The sequence below is a fragment of the Holdemania sp. Marseille-P2844 genome, assembly GCF_900120005.1.
Taxonomy (GTDB): domain Bacteria; phylum Bacillota_I; class Bacilli_A; order Erysipelotrichales; family Erysipelotrichaceae; genus Holdemania.
Genome location: NZ_LT635453.1, coordinates 67,873 through 87,984, shown reverse-complemented (window position 1 = coordinate 87,984; position 20,112 = coordinate 67,873). Strand labels below are relative to the sequence as shown.

Below are 20,112 nucleotides of genomic sequence, written 5' to 3'. Positions count from 1 at the left end.
TTTTTTCTTATTCGGCACTGTTTTTCTTTATAATCAAAATGAAGATAACGACAGGAAGGGGCGTCATTATGAAATACAGTGTGCGCAGCACCTATCATCTGGTCTATTCCCAAATGTGGGACTTTGATCGGAAATTAATATATTACGGAATCGCCGAGGTACTGTTTTCCGCCATAACGCCGTTGGTCGGAGTGTTCATGCCATCGCTGATCATTGCCTGTCTGGAACAACAGGCCGGCGTGCAGACTTTGATCCTCGTTTGTCTCAGCGCGTTTTTAGTCTACGGCGTGATCAACGGGATTCAGACCTTTTTAGAGAGTCGCTCGTCAACACAGTTTATCCTCTTTCGTTTAAAAAAGTTCTGGAGTGAAATGTTCCGCAGCACGATTACGCGGGACTATCAGAATGTGGAAGATTATAAAACACAGATCCAGATTGCGAAAACGGAGGAATGTTTATCGTCCAACGATCACGGTTTGGAAGGGTTTTGCCACCACAACATCAAGCTGGCCGTGAACCTTTTCGGCTTAACGTTGTACTCTCTGGTTATCGGGAAGACGAACATTCAGCTGATCGGCCTGTTATTGGGGTTATCGGTAATTCAATATTTTATTTATCACTATGCCTGGAAAAAAGAAGCGGCGACCATGGAGGAGTCCGGTCAGATCGTGCGGTCAATCTGGTATCTGCATAAGGAAACCTACAATGTGGCAACGGGGAAGGATATCCGCTTATATGGAATGCGAAACTGGATGGCTGAATTCTATCGAAGCCTGATCCGCCGGCTGGAAAAGATTGAAGGAAAGGTCCGGAGCGCTTATTTTATTTATGACATGGCGGGTATTTTCATTCAGGCGGTCCGGGATCTGGCGGCTTACAGCTGGCTGATTCTGAGTCTGATGCACGGTATGAGCATCGCGCAATTTGTCTTTCTGTTAGGCGTGATCAGCGGCTTTTCCACATGGTTTTCCACAATCAGCGAAATGATATCGTTGTTGAGCAACGATCTGATGCGGATTGGTTATTACCGCGATTATACGGAATCGGAAGTGGTTCATGCAAAACATGCGGAACCTCAGGATGCATCGGAATCCATGACCATTACCTTTGATCATGTATCGTTTCAATATGACAAACAACGCAAGGTTCTGGATGATTTTAATCTGACGATCCCAGCGGGGCAGAAAGTTGCGCTGGTAGGAATTAACGGGGCTGGCAAAACGACGCTGGTCAAGCTGTTATGCGGCCTGTATCGGCCGGACAGCGGCCGGATTTTACTGAACGGTCGGGAGCTAACGGAGAACAACCGGGAAGCGTTCCAAAAACAACTGGCGGTGGTGTTTCAGGATGCGATGATCATGTCGGTGACGATCGCTGAAAACATCTCCGGCAAAAATCTGGAAAACACGGATTGCGAAAAAGTGGTCGAGGTATTGAAGCGGGCGAATCTCTGGGAGAAGGTCAGTCGTCTGCCGCTGCAGGAAAAAACCTATCTTGGAAAAGATCTGAACACAGACGGAATTCAACTTTCCGGAGGCGAGGTTCAGCGATTGATTCTGGCACGGGCTTTATATAAGGAAGCAAAGATGCTGATCCTCGATGAACCGACAGCCGCGCTGGATGCGATCGCTGAAAGCGAGATGTATAAAATGGTGAACAATCTGGTCGAAGACCACACGGCGTTGTTTATATCCCATCGTCTGTCCTCTACCCAGTTCTGCGATCGGATCCTGTTTCTTGAACACGGGATGATTGTGGAAGATGGCACCCACGAGGAATTGATGAAGCGGAAAGGCAAATATGCCAGGATGTTTGAAGTTCAAAGCCAATATTATCAGGAAGGAGGGGAAGTCTATGAGTTTGAAAACAGCCTGGCAGGAAACCTGTAAATTCATCCGGATGATGCAGAAGAGCGAACCCCATGTGATCGCCTATCTGATCCTGACCGCTGCGATTACGGCGGCCGTGCCCTTTCTGCCGATTTACTTCTCCGCTCAGATTTTAAATTTCCTGATCGCCGGTCAATTTCCGCAGGCAATGCAGAACGTTTACTGGATGATCGGTTTCAGCGTTATTCTGGGGTTGAGCAGTAAGGCTTTGAATCAACGTTTTCTTAAGCTGCGCGATCTGTCGAAATACAAAATCCGTCAGCGTGTTCTTGAAAAAGCCTATCAGATTGAATATGAAGAATTGGAAAAAGCAGAAACGATCGACGAAATTCGCAAGGCGGATCAAGGCAGTAACGGCGGTGGCGGTACGGGGGAACAGCTTCGGGATCTGCTTCAATTTCTGACGATGTTCTTCTCCATGCTTTATTCTTTGGTCTTTGTCGCTGTTTTGTTAGTTCAGATTTTTACGCGGGCGCAGGACTATTGGATGCCGATAGGCTGTTTAATCTTCCTTTTCGTTGTATATGTGGTGGTCATTGTGATCGGATCACGATTGAGCGCGAAAGCAGGAAGACTGCTTCAGAAAATGAAACGGGATAACGTCCATAACAACGCGATGTGCGGGTATATCGGCAATCTGGGAATGAGTATTCAAAATGGCAAGGATATCCGGTTATATCAAATGAAGGATTTCCTGATGGAACTCTTTGACAAGACGCTGATAAGCTCCCGGCTTTATATTGCCTGGGGCACAACCAACGGCAAGATCAACGGCGTCATCACCTTTCTGACGCAGCTGGCTTCCGGGATGACCTATCTGGTCATCGGCATCATCGCGATGCAGGGTACCATCGGCATCGGCGAGGTCATGTTGTACGCCAACGCGATCCTGCGCTTCACGACCTCGTTAGTCACACTGGCGGCCAGCTATAACAACATCGCCTATCGTTACGAATACCTCAACAGCTATGAAGCCTTCATTCAACGTCCGAATATGAGCTATGAAGGGACGCTGCCGGTGGAGAAACGGGATGACGGCGAATATCATCTGACCTTCGATCATGTTTCTTACCGCTATCCGGGCCAGAGTGAAAACGCGCTGAAGGATATCTCCTTTGATCTGGAACTGAAGAAACACTTTGCGGTCGTCGGGCGCAACGGCGCAGGGAAAACGACGTTCATCAAGCTGATGTGCCGGCTGGCGGAACCGACGGAGGGAAGAATCCTGCTGAATGGGATTGATATCCGAAAATACGCGTTTGAAGAATACGTTCAGATCTTCTCCGTCGTTTTCCAGGATTTCAAGCTGATGGAAATGCCGCTGGGCGAAAATCTGGCGGCCTCGGCCCATGTCGATGAACAGAAGGCGATGCAGGTACTGGAGGAAGTCGGACTGAGCGCCAGAGTCGCGGGTATGGAAAAAGGATTGAAGACGCTGCTGGGCAAAGAAAACGGTGAAGGCATCCTGCTCAGCGGTGGGGAAGCTCAGAAAGCCGCGATCGCCCGAGCGCTGTATAAGGATGCGCCCGTCGTGATTCTTGACGAACCGACGGCGGCGCTGGATCCCCTGGCAGAAGCGGAAATCTATGAAAATTTCAACGAACTGGTGAAGGATAAGACTTCGATCTTTATTTCACACCGCATGAGCAGCTGTAAGTTCTGTGATGAAATCGTCGTGTTCGACCACGGACAGATCGTCCAGCGCGGAACCCATGATCAGCTGGCCGGGCAGCCGGGCTTGTATCAGGAACTGTGGGAAGCGCAGGCGCAATATTACAGGCATCCTCCGCAGACGCTGGAAATGATTGGATCGCAAGCATAAACGGAAGGCAGGCCACGCCTTACGGATCGGAAAAGCGAAGAGAAACTGTTCGCTTTCCCGGTCTTTTTCTTATCCTGACGAAAAGTGGTAAAAGAGTGGGCAAAGTGGGAAAGCAGAGGATGAAGTCTGGCAGATTGATTGTTTTTTAGCCGGGGTAAGGTTACAATGAAACTAAAGAAAGAAGGGTTATCATGAAGATTGGAATTGGCTATTTACAAAGTATGAACGCGGATATGGAAGACCGCGATGTGCTGAACCGGAACTATCTGCAGGAATTATCCAAACGCTGCGGCCACACGTTGGAAATCGTACCGGCGGAAGCCTTGAAAGACGAAGCGATGACCGTTGTGTTTGTGGGTGGGGGCGGAACGGAGGGTCGCTTCCTCAAGCTGGAGCCATATTTAAAGGCACCGGTTTTCCTGTTGACCTCCGGCGAAAATAATTCGCTGGCGGCGTCGATGGAAATCCTGTCCTATCTGCGCCAGAAGGGCGTGCAGGCGGAAATCCTGCATGGGGATCTGGACGATACCGCGGCCCGGTTAGCGGATCTGGTTCAGGTGTTCAAAGTCAAGCGGGAGCTGCAGGGGCTGCGCTTGGGCAGCGTCGGCGAGCCTTCAGACTGGCTGATCTCCAGTCATGTGGACGCTCGGGAAGTCCGGGAGAAGACCGGAATTGAGCTCGTTACGATTTCGATGGACGAATTCTTTGCGGAGATTGAAAAACATCAGGTCGAGGAAAACGAATATACCCGGCAGCTGCGCCAGCAACCGTGGCCGGAAGCGGAAATGCAGAAATCACTGGAAATCTACGGCGCGCTCAAGCGGATCTGTCAGAAATATCAGCTGGCCGGAGTCACGGTGCGCTGCTTTGATCTGTTAGGTCCGGTCAAGAGCACCGGCTGTCTTGCCTTGGCAATTCTTAACGCCGAGGGTGTTTATGGCGGATGCGAAGGGGATATGCCGTCATTGATCGCGATGACGCTGATCGGCAAGCTGACGGATCAGCCGGTCTTTATGTGCAATCCGTCGCGGATTCTCTCCCGGCAGAAACAGATCATCTTCGCGCACTGCACGCTGCCGCTGACCATGCCGAGCGCTTTCCGGCTGATGACGCACTTTGAATCCGATCTGGGCGTTGCGCTGGCCGGCCATTTAAGAGAAGGCGACGCGACGGTCTTCAAGTGTTCCGCGCTGATGGACCGTTACTTTGTCCAGGATGGCGAAATTGTCGAAAATCTGAACGAAAAACACCTGTGCCGCACACAGATCCGGGTTTCGCTGCCGCAGGGATTGGACACGCTGCTGCGCGAGCCGATCGGGAATCATCATCTGATCGTGCTGGGTCATTATGCCCGCCGCGTGCAGGAGTTCTTCCGCTTTCGCTGAGCGCCAGCCAGAATTTACTAATAAAAATTTCATAAGTCGTAAGTAAAATTTAAGATATTCCTTAACGTTATCCTTTATAATAAAAGCGGAAACGAGGTGCAGGAAATGAAAAAAACAGTCGCAGCAGCTTTGGTGCTGATCTTGTTGATCAGCGGTTGTCAGAATAAGGAGAAGCCGCAGCCCACCGAGAACGGCATGCTTCCGGCACCCGAGGAACAAGTGATCAACAACGAACAGCCGGGAATTGACCTGGCGTCGGCGAAGCTGCAGATCACGCAGACCGCGCCAATCCGGATCGCTTCGGAAACCGTCCGGCTGTCGATCAGCGAAGAAACGCTGGACGGCTGTACGATGGACGCGTGCGAGGAAGCGAAGAAGGCCGGTCTGAAAGGCACGGTCATCTTAGCGGGAACCAAGCTGAATCCAGGGCTGTCCCTCTTTCAGCTGTTTACCGAGGAAGCGATGAACGCCAAACCGCTGACCACAAGCAAGGGCAGCTGGAACGCGGAACAGTTAAAAGAACATCAGATCTGGACTAACGGCACAGTGTCCTTAGTCAATATGAACAATTTGATCGGCCGTACTGAAGGCGAAGATCAGCGGACAATCGCGGATCAGATGACGCGCTGGGTTTACGACGAAACTGCCGCGGTCGGCGAAATGCTTCAGGATTACCGCGTGCCGAGTCCCGCTTTATTCAGCGATCTGGACGCCGAAAGCAAGCAGATTGAAAATCTGAAAGTGACGGTCGCGTATCTCAAGCAGACATCCTTCCCGTCCGGAATTGAACGCACATTCCAGTCGATTGACGGACTGACGCTCAACGGCGATGGGTATGTCGTTTCCCTGAGCTTTAACAAAAAGGGAAAAGAAACGGTATCGCTGCCGGTCTTCATCGTTCAGCAGTACAACAAGGACACCCTGAAACCGGAAAGCTATTTCAACCTTCAGGATCAGACCGTGCTGATCACCAAGCTGAGCAGCGACGCGGTTCTTGAAGAAACACCGGAGCGGAAGGTGGTCGACGTTGCGGTTCCGTTCTATGAAGGCCAGGATCTGGCGGAACGCTTCGCGAACGCCGTCGGCAGTAAGGAAAAGAAAAAGGATTACGCCTGGGCGAAAGAGGTCGTAGCGCAAATGCGGACACAGCTGGTCGATTTCTACGCGAACCAGATTGGAAAATAAACAGAAAAAGCAAGGATGGATTAAAATTCCGCCTTGCTTTTTTTGTTAAAACGAGTTAGTCTGAGGTGCAGTGAAAAACATGATTTTAAAAAAAGCAGTGCAAGGAAAGATCTGAATTCTCACGCCCGCGTTGCACTGCTTTTCCACCCCCACTGACGGCGCAGCCTTTTTTGACACACAGGATAAACCGTTGATCAGGCATGAATCATCCTTCTAAAGAAAAGAGGGTTCATTCTTCACTCCCCCTCCCTGGATCCCGGGGTGGATGTTGTTCATTGATAGATCAGTGTTCCTGTCCTCATTATAAGGCGTAGGCCGGAAAAAGCAGAGACAGAGGGAAAAAGAAAAACCGGGCTTGTTTTAACCCGGTTGGCTGGCAGGAAAAGGAACTTGTGATGTCTGCGGTCAAATGTCGATGCCCAGCCAGGCTTTGATCGCCAGACCGACCAGAAAGGAAATCACGGCGACCGAGCCGGAAATCACAAACATCTCAAGAAACCGCTGCTTGAAATTGTAGTCCTTGGCGACGGAAATATAATAATTGAAAACCAGAATAATCAGCGTCACCGTGACTAACAGCGCGATCAGCGCCGGGATGTAGGCTTCCGCCGGAAGCAGTAAATACGGCAGGCTCATCAAAGCGACGGTGATCATATACATGACGCCGGTATACAGACACGATTTGACAGCCTGCGGGTCATTGTCACTCTTGGCGGAGAGATAGGCCGAAGCGGTCATCGAGAAGGTCGCGGAAACGCCGGTGATCAAGCCGGACAGAGCGACCAGCCGGTTGTTCTGCAGGGCGAAGGTCAGGCCGGCCAGCGTTCCGGTCAGCTCGACTAAGGCATCGTTCATGCCCAGCACCATCGAACCGACAAACTGCAGGCGTTCCTCATCAAGCATCGCCAGCAAGGCTTGTTCATGCCGCTCTTCATCCTCGGCGATTTTCTCGGCTTCCGGAATTTCCTGAATTAAGCTCGTATAGGCTTTATCCGCCTTGTCCTCGCCGTTTTCCATCAGTTTCAGAGCGAAGGTATAGCCGAAAATTTTAGAAAGCAGGCTGTACCAGAACACCTTGCCGGTGTTCGGCTTGGGCTGCAAGCCGGTATATTTTCCCCACAGCTTGCCATGCGAGGCTTCTTCCTGGGCAATTTGAATCAGGATCTTGCGGTCTTCCTCCGACTTGACCGTCGCTGCGATTTTTTGATAGATATGATATTCGTCAATTTCATTCTGCTGCATCCGAATCAGGGTTTTCAGGGCAGCTCCGGAACATTCATTCATGTGGTTTACCCCCTATTTCTGTACTTCATATTACACTATTTGACGGAAGAATTCAAAATGGAATGGAAAAGAAACGGGCGGACAGCCGGCAAACAAAAGCGAAAACACCGCGGAAGTTCTCCCAGCTTAAAATAAGCGGCTGCGGCAAGGACGGAAAACGAAAATCAGAGCGGCAGTCAGGGGAGAATCAATCAACCGGCGAGCAGTCGATAAAGTTCAGCGGCAGTCCTTCAAGCAGCTTTTCCGCCATCGCAACCCGGCTGAAATCCTGAAGTACCAGCGGTGCATGCGCATCCCATCCATAACATACCGGACACTGCATGGCGGCGGCGATCTCCCAAAACTTCCGGAACGGATAGGCGCAGGTCGTTTCCGTGGATGCTGGATCAGTCGTGCTGATTCGGTATTCGTGCTGGCCGTAATGTACGCCGTTCAGGTTGATTTCCAACGGAATCCCCGTCCTTGCACTGACCGTGCAGATCCGCTTGGCCGCTTCCGCGCAGGCGGGGGTGAAGGTGCGGCGGCCAAGCATGAAGTAATCCGGATGGGCAATCAGACTGAACCAGCCGGTCGCTACGGCTTTTTCAATTTGACCGGCATAGAACAGCACGTCTTCATCATTATTATAGGCGTCGTAATCATAGACCAGCTCATAAGCTGGATTCGTTTCGATCGCTTTGAAATGTTGACCGAGAATCAGATAATCAACTTCGCCATGGAGTTGTTCCAACAGTTCCTGATGATCCTCGAGATACTCCGCTTCATAACCAAACCGCAGCGTGATCCAATCTTGATATTTGACTTTTAACTTGATCATGGAATCAACGTATTCCTGACGCTGGTCATAGGCCATGCGGCAGGTTGGCAGATGCAGCTCGGGATAGGGCATGTGATCGCTGAAACCGAGCAGCTCAAAACCGGCCTCGATCGCGCTGAGTACCATCTGATCATCAGTGCCGCTGGCATGACCGCAGCGGAAGGTGTGCGTGTGCAAATTGAATTTCTGCATGGTAAGTTCTCCTTTGACCGGCATCGTGCAGGTTAAGTTCAGTGTAACGGATGTCCGGCATCAAAGCAATCCTATTTCCTATTCCGCGGCAGCGGTTGATCCAGAACTTTGAAAAGCAGGCTGATTCAGCGGAGAATGCGATCAGAATCCGGGAGTTCCGGGTTATTTTGGCTAAAGACAGCGCCTGTATTCTATGATACAATAGCGGAGAAAAAGGGGATTTTATCAACCATGAAAGAAAGAGAAAAGTTATCTTCCCGGCTGGGATTTATTTTAATATCCGCAGGCTGCGCGGTCGGTCTGGGCAACGTCTGGCGGTTTCCGTTTATTACAGGCCAATATGGCGGCGGAGCGTTTGTCTTAATCTATTTGTTTTTCCTGATCCTGCTGGGGTTGCCGATTATGGTCATGGAATTTTCTGTCGGCCGGGCGTCGCGCAAATCAGTTTCGCATTCCTTCGACGTCCTGGAGCCGAAAGGGACGCGCTGGCATGGGTTTAAAGCCATGGCGGTCAGCGGCAACTACATTCTGATGATGTTCTATACGGTGGTCGGCGGCTGGATGATGAACTATGTGGTTAAAATGAGTTCCGGCAGTCTGAATGGTTTGGAAGCGGCGGACGTGTCTGGGGTGTTTGATGCCATGTTGAAATCCCCGGCGCAGCAGATCGGGTTTATGGTGCTGGCGGTCCTGCTGGGATTTCTGGTCTGCCGGTTAGGCTTGAAGAACGGTGTGGAACGGGTATCCAAGGTCATGATGTCCTGCCTGTTTCTGATCATGATCGTGCTGTGCATTCGTTCGCTGACCTTGCCGAATGCGATCGAAGGATTAAAGTTTTATCTGATTCCGGATTTTAACCGGATGCTGGAGGCGGGCATCAGCAACGTCATTTTCGCGGCGATGAGTCAGGCATTCTTCACGTTGTCGATCGGTATGGGATCGCTGGCGATCTTCGGCAGCTACATCGGTAAAGAACGCAGCCTGTTCGGCGAGAGCTTAAATATCATGGCGCTGGATACCGTGGTTGCGCTGCTTTCCGGGCTGATCATTTTTCCGGCCGCGGCGGCTTACAACATACCTGTCGATTCCGGACCGGGACTGGTGTTCATCACGCTGCCGAATATCTTCAACTCAATGCCCGGCGGGCAGATTTGGGGAACGTTGTTCTTCATCTTCCTGTCGTTTGCCGCGCTGACGACGATCATCGCGGTATTTGAAAATATCGTGGCCTTCGCAATGGATTCAGGGATGTCGCGGAAGATGTCGGTAGGGATGAATATTATTCTGCTTCTGGTCTTATCACTGCCTTGTGCGCTGGGCTTCAATCTGTGGAGCGGCTTCCAGCCGTTGGGCGCCGGCAGCACGATTCAGGATCTGGAGGATTTTATCGTTTCCAGCAACATTCTGCCGTTGGGTTCGTTGATCTACCTGATGTTCTGTACGCGGAAATGCGGGTGGGGCTGGGATGCGTTCATCGAGGAAGCGAACGCCGGAAAAGGACTGCGCTTTCCAGAGAAGATCCGCGGCTATCTGCGCTGGGGTCTGCCGTGCATTGTCATCTTCATCTTTTTCCAGGGCTACTATGCCAAGTTCACCGGCTTCGCGCAGTTCTGGCTGCCGTTAATCATCGTGGCCGGCATCATGATGTTCCCGCTGAGCGCCTGGCTGAGTCAGCGTAAATCGTAATAAAAACCCTCGTCTAATTGACTCTTCTATCAGGGAGTTGATTTTGGACGGGGGTTTTCTTTGTGCTTTGCGAACGTTCTTTTCATTTGGAACAGCCAGACTTCGCGGGAAACAGGAATCCGTGCCGGAATCCGGGGAGGGACAACCCTCTTTTCAAAAGTTCAATTATTCTTTCCTTTTCCAGCCAGTTTATTCTTTGTCCAGTCGGCAATACTTCACGAAATGACTCACGGAAAAATGCTTTGGGATTGCCTTCCTGAGTAAGAAAATAATTTCCAACGACCGCTTCCCAATGTCCGCATAAAGATATTTTTTGTGGATTTTTATTTCTCTTGATCGAAAAAATACAACCAATATCCATCCCTGATTTTCCTTTCAAGCTCAGTGGCGTGTTATCTTATTTTTTCTTTTTTGTTTTGATGAATATTTGAAGATCAACCTATGAGTTCAGGCTGAGTCAAAATTAAAACCAACATGGCAATTATAAACGGCAAGGCCACGAACAGAAAGTTGGGAATTCCTTTTGGATTGTCGTAATCTGTATAGATTCTCTTTCCCAGATAGTAAATTTTGATTGTTTCTGGAAAAGTAGTTCTTCCATCTACTCGAAATTGGACTATTTTAGTTCTCTTTCGTCTGCCCTTTATTGAATACGAATACCGCACAGCTTCGATTCCACTACCATCAGCATAATAGTAGCTTTTTTGACTGCCTGTTATCGTTGCATCAACAACCTGCCCTGATTGTTTTGCTTTTTCAATTTTCTTTTCTTGTCCCCATCCGATAATTTTTTTATTAAGCAAAATGATCTCAATAATCCATACCATGACAAAGGTCAGCAAAGCCGGAGCTGCAGGAATAATCAACTGCATGGCTTGTTTCCAGAGTTCTTCTTCACTCGTAAGCATTTTCCTACTCCCTATCCAGTTCTCATTGATGGAGAAATTATACCATCTTTCATATCAACAAAAAACAGAAGTTCTGTGTTTAACGTAAGTCAACACAAAAACTTCTGTTTTAAGAATTTGGCATAAATGAACTTCGTTTGATTAGAGAGAACGGGCGCGCTCAACCCGGCGGAGCTTGCCTTTGACAGAAAGCTCTCCCGCTCGGATTAACGGCTGTGGATCGGCTTGAATCAGCGTAATAAAGGTCACCCGTTCCTGTACTTCGATCGTTCCGATCTGTTCTGCACGATACCCCACGCTGCATAAAGCGCCGACAAAATCACCAGGGCGCAGCTTATGCTGCCGGCCGGCCCGGATTAAGATCGTCGCTTTGTTTTGTTTCAGTTCAGCCGCTTTCTCCGGCTGGCTTTGATTTTTTGTTTTCCAATGCGCTAATCCTGAGTGATCATCCAACGGATCCAGTTCGAAAGTTTCATCCTGAATTTCCAACGTTTCCAGAAAGGACGAGTAGCGGTTTTGCTGATTGGGCGTGAGGAGGGCAACCGAGGTACCCGGCTGATCAATCCGTCCGCAGCGCCCGCAGCGGTGAATGAAGGATTCCAGATTCAATGGCAGATCCCAATGCACAATCAGCGATAAACCGTCGATATCCAGACCCCGCGCCGCCACGTCAGTCGCGCATAAGACCCGCAGTTGTCCCTGACGAAATTGTTTCAACACGGCAAACCGCTGATCCTGTTCCATCCCGCCGTGCAGGGCATCCGCACAAACCCCTTTTTTCTTGAGTTGTTCTGCGACTTCTTCCGCCATCACCTGCCGGTCGCAGAAAACAATCGCGGAGGGTGCTTGGATTGTGGAGAAGACATGAAGCAGACCGGTAAGTTTTTCAGTGTTGGAAACCGTCAACGAGGTCAGGCGGATATTCTGATTTGTCTGGCGAGGCGAATCAATCTGGATCATCAAAGGATCGTGAACCGTGATTTCCGCCAACTGTAAAATTTCCGGACTTAGGGTTGCGGAAAACAAACAAGTTTGAATGGGGGAAGGAAGCTTTTCTAAAATCTGATGAACGGTTTCTGTCAGCCCCAGCGAGAACATCTGATCCGCTTCATCCAGAACGACCATTTTCAGCTGGGAGAGATCGAGCGTTCCCTGTTCTATATGATCCCACACCCGGCCCGGGGTACCGACGACAATCTGAACTCGCTGCTTCAGCTGGTATTTCTGACTTTTCATCGGCTGCCGGCCAACCAGCCGTGCACACGTCAGACGTCGGAACAAACTGAAATTCTGGATTTCCTGAGTGATCTGATCAGCCAGTTCACGCGTCGGAGCGAGGATTAACGCCTGCGGAAGCCGGTCTTCAAAATGACATTGTTGGCAAACGGGGAGGGCGTAGGCTGCGGTTTTTCCTGAGCCGGTCTTCGCCTGGACCAGACAATCCCGTCCCTGAAGAAAAGAGGGAATCACCTGTTCCTGAACCGGGGTGGGCTGCGTGTAGTGCAGCGCTTCAACCGCCTGACGCAAATCGGCTTCCAGTAGTTCAAATACGTTGTTGTTATTCATCGGGAGAACCTCCTGTCAAGTTTCTTATAATAAAGAATAAGATCAATAAGTCTGGCTCTCAGCATATCAGCAGAAGCCCAAAAACACAAGGATTAAATCAGGTCTACAAATGTAATATTATCGTAAGGTTTTCTGATGAGCGGCCATGCTACAATGAAAAAAGGAAGAATCTGGGGTGATATCGAATGAAACAGCGGAAAGACCGGATTATTTCGTCAGCCATTTTATTTTCTGTGATCCTGGCCGGCGTCTGCGTCGTCTGGTGGGGATATGCATCGCAGTATCAGAAAATTTTAGGAACAAGTCCTTTCTCACCGATGCTGCAAAAGCCTTCCTCTGCATTGGTCTTTACCGTTTTGACCGCAGGGTTGACCGCCGGGATCTTTGTTTTCTTATTCAGAAAGAAACTTCCGTTTTTTCAGCTGCGGACAGCCGCGGCGGGGATTATGACGACGCTTGTTTTGATCAGGGCAATGGAATGGGCTAACGAATCTGATTTTCCCAGTATCCTTGCTTTCCTCTCACCGTTAAGCATGCGATATCTGTTTATTTCTCAAAGTCGTGCGCATTGGACTGATGTCCACTTTTCTTTCATTCTGACTTGTATGCTCTGCGGAATTCTTTTGTCTGTTTTGATTGTCAGAAAACAAGTTCATTGGAGCTGGACGGCGGTTCGCATGACGATTCTGGCGAATGTATTTGCGATCGGTACGATCCATGGCGGAATGCTTACGTTATATCCTTATGTTCTGGAAGTTCTGATCGAAATTCTCATTGCGGAACAAATCATTCAGGGGATACAGCGCTGGATTGAAAAATGAAAGGGGGAAGTAAAAATGAACTCACAAGGACCGACAATTTTATGCCGCATTTGTAGTTGGCTGCTAATCTATTTATCCCTCGTGCTGGGCTGCTGGCATTTTAATGGGGGATGTCGATTTTTCCACTTTTATGGAGATGTCCGCATCATTCCGGGGATGTTGACGCTCTTTATTCTTATAGGAATGTCGATTCTGGGAGCGGTCTTATTTATCCTCAGCGATTCCATACACGCTTTGGCAGGATTCGCTGTGGGATTGGTATTGGAGCTTGTTTTATTAGCGGTGGCAGTCTACGATGATGGACTTTTAGGTGCTCTTCTGATCTGTACCCTACCAGCACTTCCTTATTTGATAATTTTAAAGATCATTAAAGTGATTACCGGTCTTATCATCCCCATTTCAGCGGTCACAGGAATTCTATTTTTACTTCAGTTTGTTTTGATCGTGCTGAGTTTCAAATATATTAAAAAGCTCCATTGGGGATGTATCGCATCCCAGCTGGCGGTGATCAGCGGTTATGCGCTGTTCTGTTTTTACGACAATGTCCTTGAAACCTGGATGCTCAGCTTCTTCAGTATGCTGACGCTGGTCAGACTGGCGGAAATTCCGTGGATTTGGGTGGACACTCCTGCAAAGCAGAGTTTGAAAGCAGAAAAGGGATCAACAGATGAATAATTCGCGATACAGAATGATCTTATACCGGGCGGGCAGCTGGCTGCTGATCTATTTGTCGCTGTCGCTGGGCTATTGGCTGAGCTGGGGACCGGAACTTCATTCCCTGCGATTCTATGGCGAGCCGTGGGTTCAGCCGGGGATTTCTTTTATCATGATTTCGGTCGGGTTGATGATCGTGGGCCTTTATTTATTCTGGATCAGCGATGCAAAATACCACATCGCAAGCTTTGCGGCTGGACTGGCAGTTCTCCTGTTTTTAATGACGCTGATGCCGCTGGATGACGGTTATTTTGCGGCGTCGCTGCTGCTGGAGATCCCCGGAATTCCGCATACGCTGATTCTGAAATTTTTGAAGAGAATGCTGGGCCTTGCATTGCCGATCGGGCTTGTGCAGTCCGCCGCGTTTCTTTTTCAGGCAGGATTGGCGGCGTTGTATTTAAACAAGGCAAAAAAGATCCGCTGGGGATTTGTTGCGGTCAAGCTGGCGATCGTCAGTGTTTATGGGCTATTCGTTTTTTATCCTGAATTAAACGGCGAATGGATGCTTAGCTTTTTTGATCTGCTCAATCTGATCTGGCTGGCGGAGCTTCCCTGGCTGGGACTGGACTTCTCCGCAAACCCAAAGCCGTAAAAAACCAGCGCCCAACTTAATCACTGCTTTATAACGCCTTTTTCAAGCCTTTTCATGATACAATCAAAACGAGGTGATCGTCGTGAAAAACGGTTGGTTTACGATCAAGGAAGTTTCCGATTTGTTTGATAATACGCGCGGAGCCATTCGATTTTATGAAGAGAAAGGCTTGATTCATCCGCGTCGGGACGAACATGATTTCCGCTGGTACAGCGTCGACGATATCTTTCAGCTGTTCTATTTAAGACGCTATGCGTCGATGTCGTTTTCGCTGGATGAAACATTGCATACCTTTGTCAAAGAAGCCCAACTGACGCTGCCGGAAATTCAGGCTCAGATCACGAAACGCGAACAGGAACTGAATGTGCAGATAGAACGGCTGATGCGTCAGCGGGAAGAGCTGCGAAAATACCAGCGGGTTCTCCGGGAGTGCCAATTCCCGCGCACGGTGATTGAGGAATGTCCGGATTATTATGTTCTGAGCGCGGATGCTTTCGGAAAGATGACGGCTGCCGATCTGCCGACGCTCAAAGCGCTGATCGCGGCAATGCCTCTGACCAGCGTGCATGCCGATCTGATCGAGGGACCTTCCGGCTGGCATTCAGTCACCAGTCTGGGGATCATCGAAGCCAATGCACGGGCGGCAGGGATTCCATTGCATCCGAAAATGCGCAAGCTGCAAGCCTCAAAAGCAGCGGTTCGCTGCGTGTGCTGCGAATGGGACGCGATGCCGGGGCAGCTGATCGAAAAAGCGCTGGCGTTTCGGGATGAGGTGATCGCCTCCGGCAAGACGGTGCACTCGTTTGTCAGCACCAGTCTGATTCTGGTCCATACCCAGGAGGGCAAGACCATCGAATATCACAAATGTTACGTTCCGTTTCAGGATTGTTAAAAATATCACTTGCCTGTACAGTACCTGTATACCCTACAATGGTTCCAGAAACGTTAGGAGGGAATCAGAGATGAACTTATCTCGCAGAGAGTTTCTGAAAAGCTCCCTGGCCGCGGCCGCGGGCATGGGCGCACTGGGGTTGCTGGGGGCTTGCAGCACCAATGAAAACACAACATCGACACCATCGCCGGAAGCCACGGGGGACACCATCGCCACTGCATTAGATGCGCCATATACCGCACTGTCCGCGGATGCGATCACAGAGAAAACCGTGGATTTCGTGATTGTCGGAGCCGGGCCGGCCGGCCTGTGCGCCGCCGTGAAAGCTGCGGAAAACGGCCTGTCCGTCGCTGTGGTAGAGAAAACCGGCGCGACCGGAGGCTGTGCAAAATTCGGCATGGGCATCCTCGCGATCGGCACTGAGCTGCAGAGAGCGCAGGGGGAAGAACTGGATCTGGACGCGATGTACAACATGTTCACGGAGTACACGCACTACCGCACCGACTGCGTGCTGATGCGCCGGTACTTCGAGGAATCGAAAGAAACGCTGGAATGGATCGAATCAATGGGCGTCGAATTTGAAGAAGCCGCGCGTTATTTTGAAAAATCCTATCCGACCTGGCACATTGTCAAATCGGAAACGGGTGTGATCGGCGGCGGTCAGGCGAAGACCATGACCGATCATCTGGAAGCTCGGGCCCGCGAACTGGGCGTGGAGTTCTACCTGGAAACCCCGGCCTGCCGTCTGGAAACGGAAAACGGCAAGGTCAGCGGCGTCTGCGCCGTCAGCACGGATGGCAAGCAGGGCTATCATTTCCTGTGCAATGCCGCCTTGATCGCCACCGGCGGCTTTGGTAACAACGAAGAATGGGTTAAGGAACAATTCGCTTTGAATCTCGATCAGGACTTCTTCGGCATGCGCTTCCCGGGACATGAAGGCGACGGCATCCAGATGGCGTGGAATGCCGGCGTGAAGCAATCGGAGATGATCGAGGAAATGATCTTCGATATCTTCCAGCCAGGCTCGACCGGAGCTTATACCAACGATATCAAGCTTGTCATGCAGCAGCCGAACCTGATGGTCAATCAACAAGGCAAGCGGTTCTTCAACGAGGAACAGGTGCAGAACACGACCTATACCGGCAACTCGCTGCGCAATCAGACGGGCAACACCGGCTTCATGATTCTTGACGAGGCGATCAAACAGAGCTATGTCGAAGCGAATCGCGTCGATTTTACCAGCCGTGTATGGAATACCGATGACTTCACGCAGTTTGACGCGAACTTCAAGACGATGGAAGAATCCGGTTACACGGCGATTGTCAAAGCTGATACGCTGGAAGAACTGGCGAACAAGATGGACATTGATCCGCAGGGCCTGGCGGCGACGGTTGCGGAATACAACCAGCTGTGTGCCGACGGTTACGATCCGTTAGGCAAGGGTGCGGCGTATCTCAAGCCGATCACGACCGCTCCGTTCTATGCGGCGCAGTATTATCCATCCAGCTACGGGACACTCGGCGGCATCAAGGTCAATTCCAATCTGGAAGTGCTCGATCAGAACGATCAGGTCATCACTGGTCTGTATTCGGCGGGCACCGATTCCTGTACGGTTTACGGCGACAGCTACATGTTCCTGCTTCCAGGCAACACGATGGGCTATTCCGTCAACACTGGCAAGTTTGTCGGCGAAGCGGTCAGCGAACTGCTGAAAAAATAAGTGCAATCCCAATGATTAAACGAACTGGAGTCCATGTGATTCCAGTTTTTATTTTATCTTTCCGTGAATTTTGTTTGTCTAAACGCTCTCTCTTGCTTTCCTTGCGTTTCCCATTCCGATCAGATCAAACAGGCTGATGTTGATCTGATCGGATATCCCATGTCCCTCAGGTTGGGCAAGCTGCGATCTTTTTGCGGCCGAAAAGAAAACCCGGGGGACATCAGTGCCCACAGCCAGCTGCGTATAAGCGGAAATCGCTGAAAAAAAGTTGGATTCCGTGAGAAATCCAACCGGTAAAATCGGGAGCGGAGAGGGTTGTGATCAAGCCGGCATCCTGTTTTGAAGCTTACGGATGCGATTAATCCAGCTTGTCGATCTGACGTATAGCGGCACAGAGAACATCGGCTCCTTTGGCCAGATTTCCATAGTCTGTCCATTCTTTCGGGCAGTGGGTCAGTCCGTTATGGCTCGGCACAAAGATCATGGCCGCAGGCCAATGTTTGGCGAAGATCATCGCGTCATGGCCTGCTCCGGAATCCATCCTGAGCGTGCTGAAATGCAGGGCTGCCGCCTGTTCTTCCAAGATCTTTGAAAATTCTGCGCAGCAAGGCGTCGGCGGAACGTCCGAATACAGCGTCAGCTCCGTTTTAACGCGGAACCGGGATTCCATCGCTTTGAGCTTCTCTTTTAACAAAGCTTCCAGTTCATTTAGAATTTCCGGTTTTCCACTGCGGAAATCAACGGAGAACACAGTGCGTCCGGGCACGGCATTGATCTCGTTTGGATGATTTTCAAATTTTCCGAAGGTGACCGTCGCCCGGTTCTGATAATGTTCTTCAACCATCGCGGCCAGTTCGCTGATCAAGGTGCAGGCGGCGATGCCCGCATCTTTTCTTAAATTCATCGGAGTAGAAGGGTGAGAAGTCGCACCGTTCACCGTGACTGTGAACCAGCGGCAGCCATAGATCGTTTCCACGATGCCCAGATCGGTGTGCGTGCTTTCCAATCGAATTCCCTGTTCGAGATGCAGCTCCAAAAATGCCTTGATCGAATCCGCTTTTCTGCAAGTCATTTCCAGATTGCCTGAAAAGCCGCATTGCCGGATTGCTTCCCGCAGTGTAACGCCATCCTGATCCCGCAAGGTATCCAGCTGAGCTTCGCCATTTTCACCGGCGATATAGCGGCTGCCGGTCAGATTCGGGAACCGGGCGCCTTCCTCCATGATTGTCGCCAGAACCTGAAAGGAGCTTCTTAACGGTTTTCCGCTTTCCTTCAACATTCTTGCGGCTTCCAAAGCACAGACGATGCCGGCCTGACCGTCGAAATAACCGGAACAGCGGACGGTATCGAGATGGGAACCGGAGAGAATTACCGGGGCGGTTTCATCGGTTCCCTTCAATTCGCCATAGACGTTGCCGACGCCATCTTCCCAGGTCCGCAATCCGGCAGCTTCCATTTCTTTTTTCAGATAATCGACGGCCTGCCGGTAAGCCGGGGTATAGCTCAGCCGGGTCGTCCCTTCCTCACCCGGTGCGCTGAAATCACGGAGTGTTTCCAGATTGTTTTGAATACGGAATCGATCAGCCATAGATAAACCTCCTGTTTTTATGATAATGTCAAGAAAAAATTGACAATATCAACTTTTGGTTTTATTATAACGATAAGCCCAGGGAAAGTCAATGTCGTTTATCAGCCCTGGAACAAGGATAAAGATTTGAAGATGAGGTGTGTTATGAATCAGGAGAATGGCAAGACGATTCAATCCGTCGAACGGGCGCTGAGCATCATTCAGTGCATTGATCAATCCGCCAACGGATTGACGTTGACAGAATTAAGTGAAATGTTGAATCTGAACGTCGGCACGGTGCGGGGCCTGGTGATGACGCTGCTGAATAACGGTTATCTGATCAAGAGCGAGAAGAACAACCGCTTTTTCCTCGGTTATGAATTTCTGATGAAGGCCAATCGGGTCAGCGAAGGTTATGTCCGTTATCTCAGGACCTGCGCATTTCCATATATGAATCGTATCGCGGCAAAGCATCAGATGAATATCTGGCTTCAGATTGTTCTGCACAACCGGATCTATACGGTAGACGTCGTGGAACCAACCCAAACGTTTTATACTTACAGTCCTAAAATGGGGGCGGATATTCCGCTGCACGCTTCAGTGTCCGGCAAGCTGTACGTCGCGTCGCTGGCGGAAGCGGAACGGAATCTTCTGGTTTCGGCGCTGGATCTCAGAGCGATTGTGCCGAATACAATCACGGACCGCGCGGTTTTCCGGCAGGAAATCGAGAAGATAGTCCGTCAGGGCTATGCGACGGTCAATGAGGAAACCGATATCGGCATGAGCGCTGTGGGCGTACCGATCATCACGGCGAGGCAGCATCTGGCGGGGACGCTGAGCACGGTGGCGCCGACACCGCTGTTACGGATGAAGCAGGAAGACGTTTTGCCGGAGCTGCTCGCTGCGTGTCAGGCGATCGCCGCTCATCTCTCGCAACAGGAAGTTGATTCGTTATTTTAATCCATAAGGATGAGCTTTCTTTTATAAAAGAAAAAGAAAGAAAAACCGTCAGACCCGAATGAAACATCAATTCAAAGTCTTGTGTTTAAGCCAGCCCAACAGGCGGGTCAAA

17 protein-coding genes are annotated in these 20,112 nt (G+C 50.3%); 11 read left to right on the top strand and 6 right to left on the bottom strand.

Going from position 1 to position 20,112, the window contains the following annotated elements; genetic code table 11:
• Positions 1 to 38: 38 nt before the first annotated feature.
• From BQ7364_RS12995 to BQ7364_RS12980, 4 genes are all read left to right on the top strand, one after another.
• Positions 39 to 1,889, top strand: coding sequence for an ABC transporter ATP-binding protein (locus BQ7364_RS12995; protein ID WP_083538602.1), 1,851 nt, complete (start codon positions 39 to 41; stop codon positions 1,887 to 1,889).
• The gene (locus tag BQ7364_RS12990; protein ID WP_072685135.1) at positions 1,855 to 3,711 is read left to right on the top strand and encodes an ABC transporter ATP-binding protein; all 1,857 of its coding nucleotides are present in this window, start codon (positions 1,855 to 1,857) and stop codon (positions 3,709 to 3,711) included. The genes BQ7364_RS12995 and BQ7364_RS12990 overlap by 35 nt, the downstream gene beginning before the upstream one ends.
• Before the next feature lie 191 nt (positions 3,712 to 3,902).
• A complete protein-coding gene (locus BQ7364_RS12985) occupies positions 3,903 to 5,096 on the top strand; it encodes a hypothetical protein (RefSeq protein WP_072685134.1) in 1,194 nt (397 codons plus the stop codon).
• Positions 5,097 to 5,201: 105 nt separating this feature from the next.
• On the top strand, positions 5,202 to 6,281 hold the full coding sequence (locus BQ7364_RS12980) for a hypothetical protein (RefSeq protein ID WP_072685133.1): 1,080 nt from the start codon (positions 5,202 to 5,204) through the stop codon (positions 6,279 to 6,281).
• A gap of 405 nt (positions 6,282 to 6,686) precedes the next feature.
• Here the strand turns inward: BQ7364_RS12980 and BQ7364_RS12975 are convergent, their stop codons facing one another.
• Positions 6,687 to 7,565: a VIT1/CCC1 transporter family protein gene (locus BQ7364_RS12975; RefSeq protein ID WP_072685132.1), complete on the bottom strand. Its 879-nt coding sequence runs from the start codon at positions 7,563 to 7,565 to the stop codon at positions 6,687 to 6,689.
• 187 nt (positions 7,566 to 7,752) lie between these two features.
• Positions 7,753 to 8,574 carry a histidinol-phosphatase gene (locus tag BQ7364_RS12970; RefSeq protein ID WP_072685131.1) on the bottom strand — a complete coding sequence of 274 codons (822 nt, stop codon included), beginning with the start codon at positions 8,572 to 8,574 and terminating at the stop codon, positions 7,753 to 7,755.
• 231 nt (positions 8,575 to 8,805) lie between these two features.
• On the opposite strand from BQ7364_RS12970, the gene BQ7364_RS12965 reads away from it, so the two are divergent.
• Positions 8,806 to 10,260, top strand: a complete 1,455-nt coding sequence (locus tag BQ7364_RS12965) for a sodium-dependent transporter (protein WP_072685130.1) — start codon at positions 8,806 to 8,808, stop codon at positions 10,258 to 10,260.
• Positions 10,261 to 10,342: 82 nt separating this feature from the next.
• On the opposite strand, the gene BQ7364_RS12960 is transcribed toward BQ7364_RS12965, so the two are convergent.
• The 3 genes from BQ7364_RS12960 to BQ7364_RS12950 all read right to left on the bottom strand — a co-directional run bounded on the left by BQ7364_RS12960 (position 10,343) and on the right by BQ7364_RS12950 (position 12,734).
• Positions 10,343 to 10,621: a hypothetical protein gene (locus tag BQ7364_RS12960; RefSeq protein WP_072685129.1), complete on the bottom strand. Its 279-nt coding sequence runs from the start codon at positions 10,619 to 10,621 to the stop codon at positions 10,343 to 10,345.
• A 73-nt stretch (positions 10,622 to 10,694) separates the two neighbouring features.
• A complete protein-coding gene (locus tag BQ7364_RS12955; protein WP_072685128.1) occupies positions 10,695 to 11,168 on the bottom strand; it encodes a hypothetical protein in 474 nt (157 codons plus the stop codon).
• A gap of 141 nt (positions 11,169 to 11,309) precedes the next feature.
• Positions 11,310 to 12,734, bottom strand: coding sequence for a DEAD/DEAH box helicase (locus tag BQ7364_RS12950; RefSeq protein WP_072685127.1), 1,425 nt, complete (start codon positions 12,732 to 12,734; stop codon positions 11,310 to 11,312).
• A gap of 185 nt (positions 12,735 to 12,919) precedes the next feature.
• On the opposite strand from BQ7364_RS12950, the gene BQ7364_RS12945 reads away from it, so the two are divergent.
• From BQ7364_RS12945 to BQ7364_RS12925, 5 genes are all read left to right on the top strand, one after another.
• Positions 12,920 to 13,555 (top strand): hypothetical protein, encoded by a 636-nt coding sequence (locus tag BQ7364_RS12945; protein ID WP_072685126.1) that lies wholly within the window; start codon positions 12,920 to 12,922, stop codon positions 13,553 to 13,555.
• 15 nt (positions 13,556 to 13,570) lie between these two features.
• Positions 13,571 to 14,230, top strand: coding sequence for a hypothetical protein (locus BQ7364_RS12940; RefSeq protein ID WP_072685125.1), 660 nt, complete (start codon positions 13,571 to 13,573; stop codon positions 14,228 to 14,230).
• Positions 14,223 to 14,861, top strand: coding sequence for a hypothetical protein (locus BQ7364_RS12935; RefSeq protein WP_072685124.1), 639 nt, complete (start codon positions 14,223 to 14,225; stop codon positions 14,859 to 14,861). Before BQ7364_RS12940 ends, BQ7364_RS12935 begins: the two co-directional genes overlap by 8 nt.
• 82 nt (positions 14,862 to 14,943) lie before the next feature.
• A complete protein-coding gene (locus BQ7364_RS12930; protein WP_072685123.1) occupies positions 14,944 to 15,753 on the top strand; it encodes a MerR family transcriptional regulator in 810 nt (269 codons plus the stop codon).
• Between the two features lie 70 nt (positions 15,754 to 15,823).
• Entirely contained in the window at positions 15,824 to 17,473 is a 1,650-nt protein-coding gene (locus BQ7364_RS12925) for an FAD-dependent oxidoreductase (protein WP_083538598.1), read from the top strand.
• A gap of 358 nt (positions 17,474 to 17,831) precedes the next feature.
• Here BQ7364_RS12925 and BQ7364_RS12920 read toward each other — a convergent pair whose 3' ends face one another.
• Complete coding sequence (locus BQ7364_RS12920) at positions 17,832 to 19,061, bottom strand: M20 family metallo-hydrolase (RefSeq protein ID WP_072685122.1); 1,230 nt, start codon at positions 19,059 to 19,061, stop codon at positions 17,832 to 17,834.
• A 144-nt stretch (positions 19,062 to 19,205) separates the two neighbouring features.
• Here BQ7364_RS12920 and BQ7364_RS12915 point away from each other — a divergent pair, with 144 nt between their 5' ends.
• The gene (locus BQ7364_RS12915; protein ID WP_072685121.1) at positions 19,206 to 20,000 is read left to right on the top strand and encodes an IclR family transcriptional regulator; all 795 of its coding nucleotides are present in this window, start codon (positions 19,206 to 19,208) and stop codon (positions 19,998 to 20,000) included.
• Positions 20,001 to 20,112: the final 112 nt, after the last annotated feature.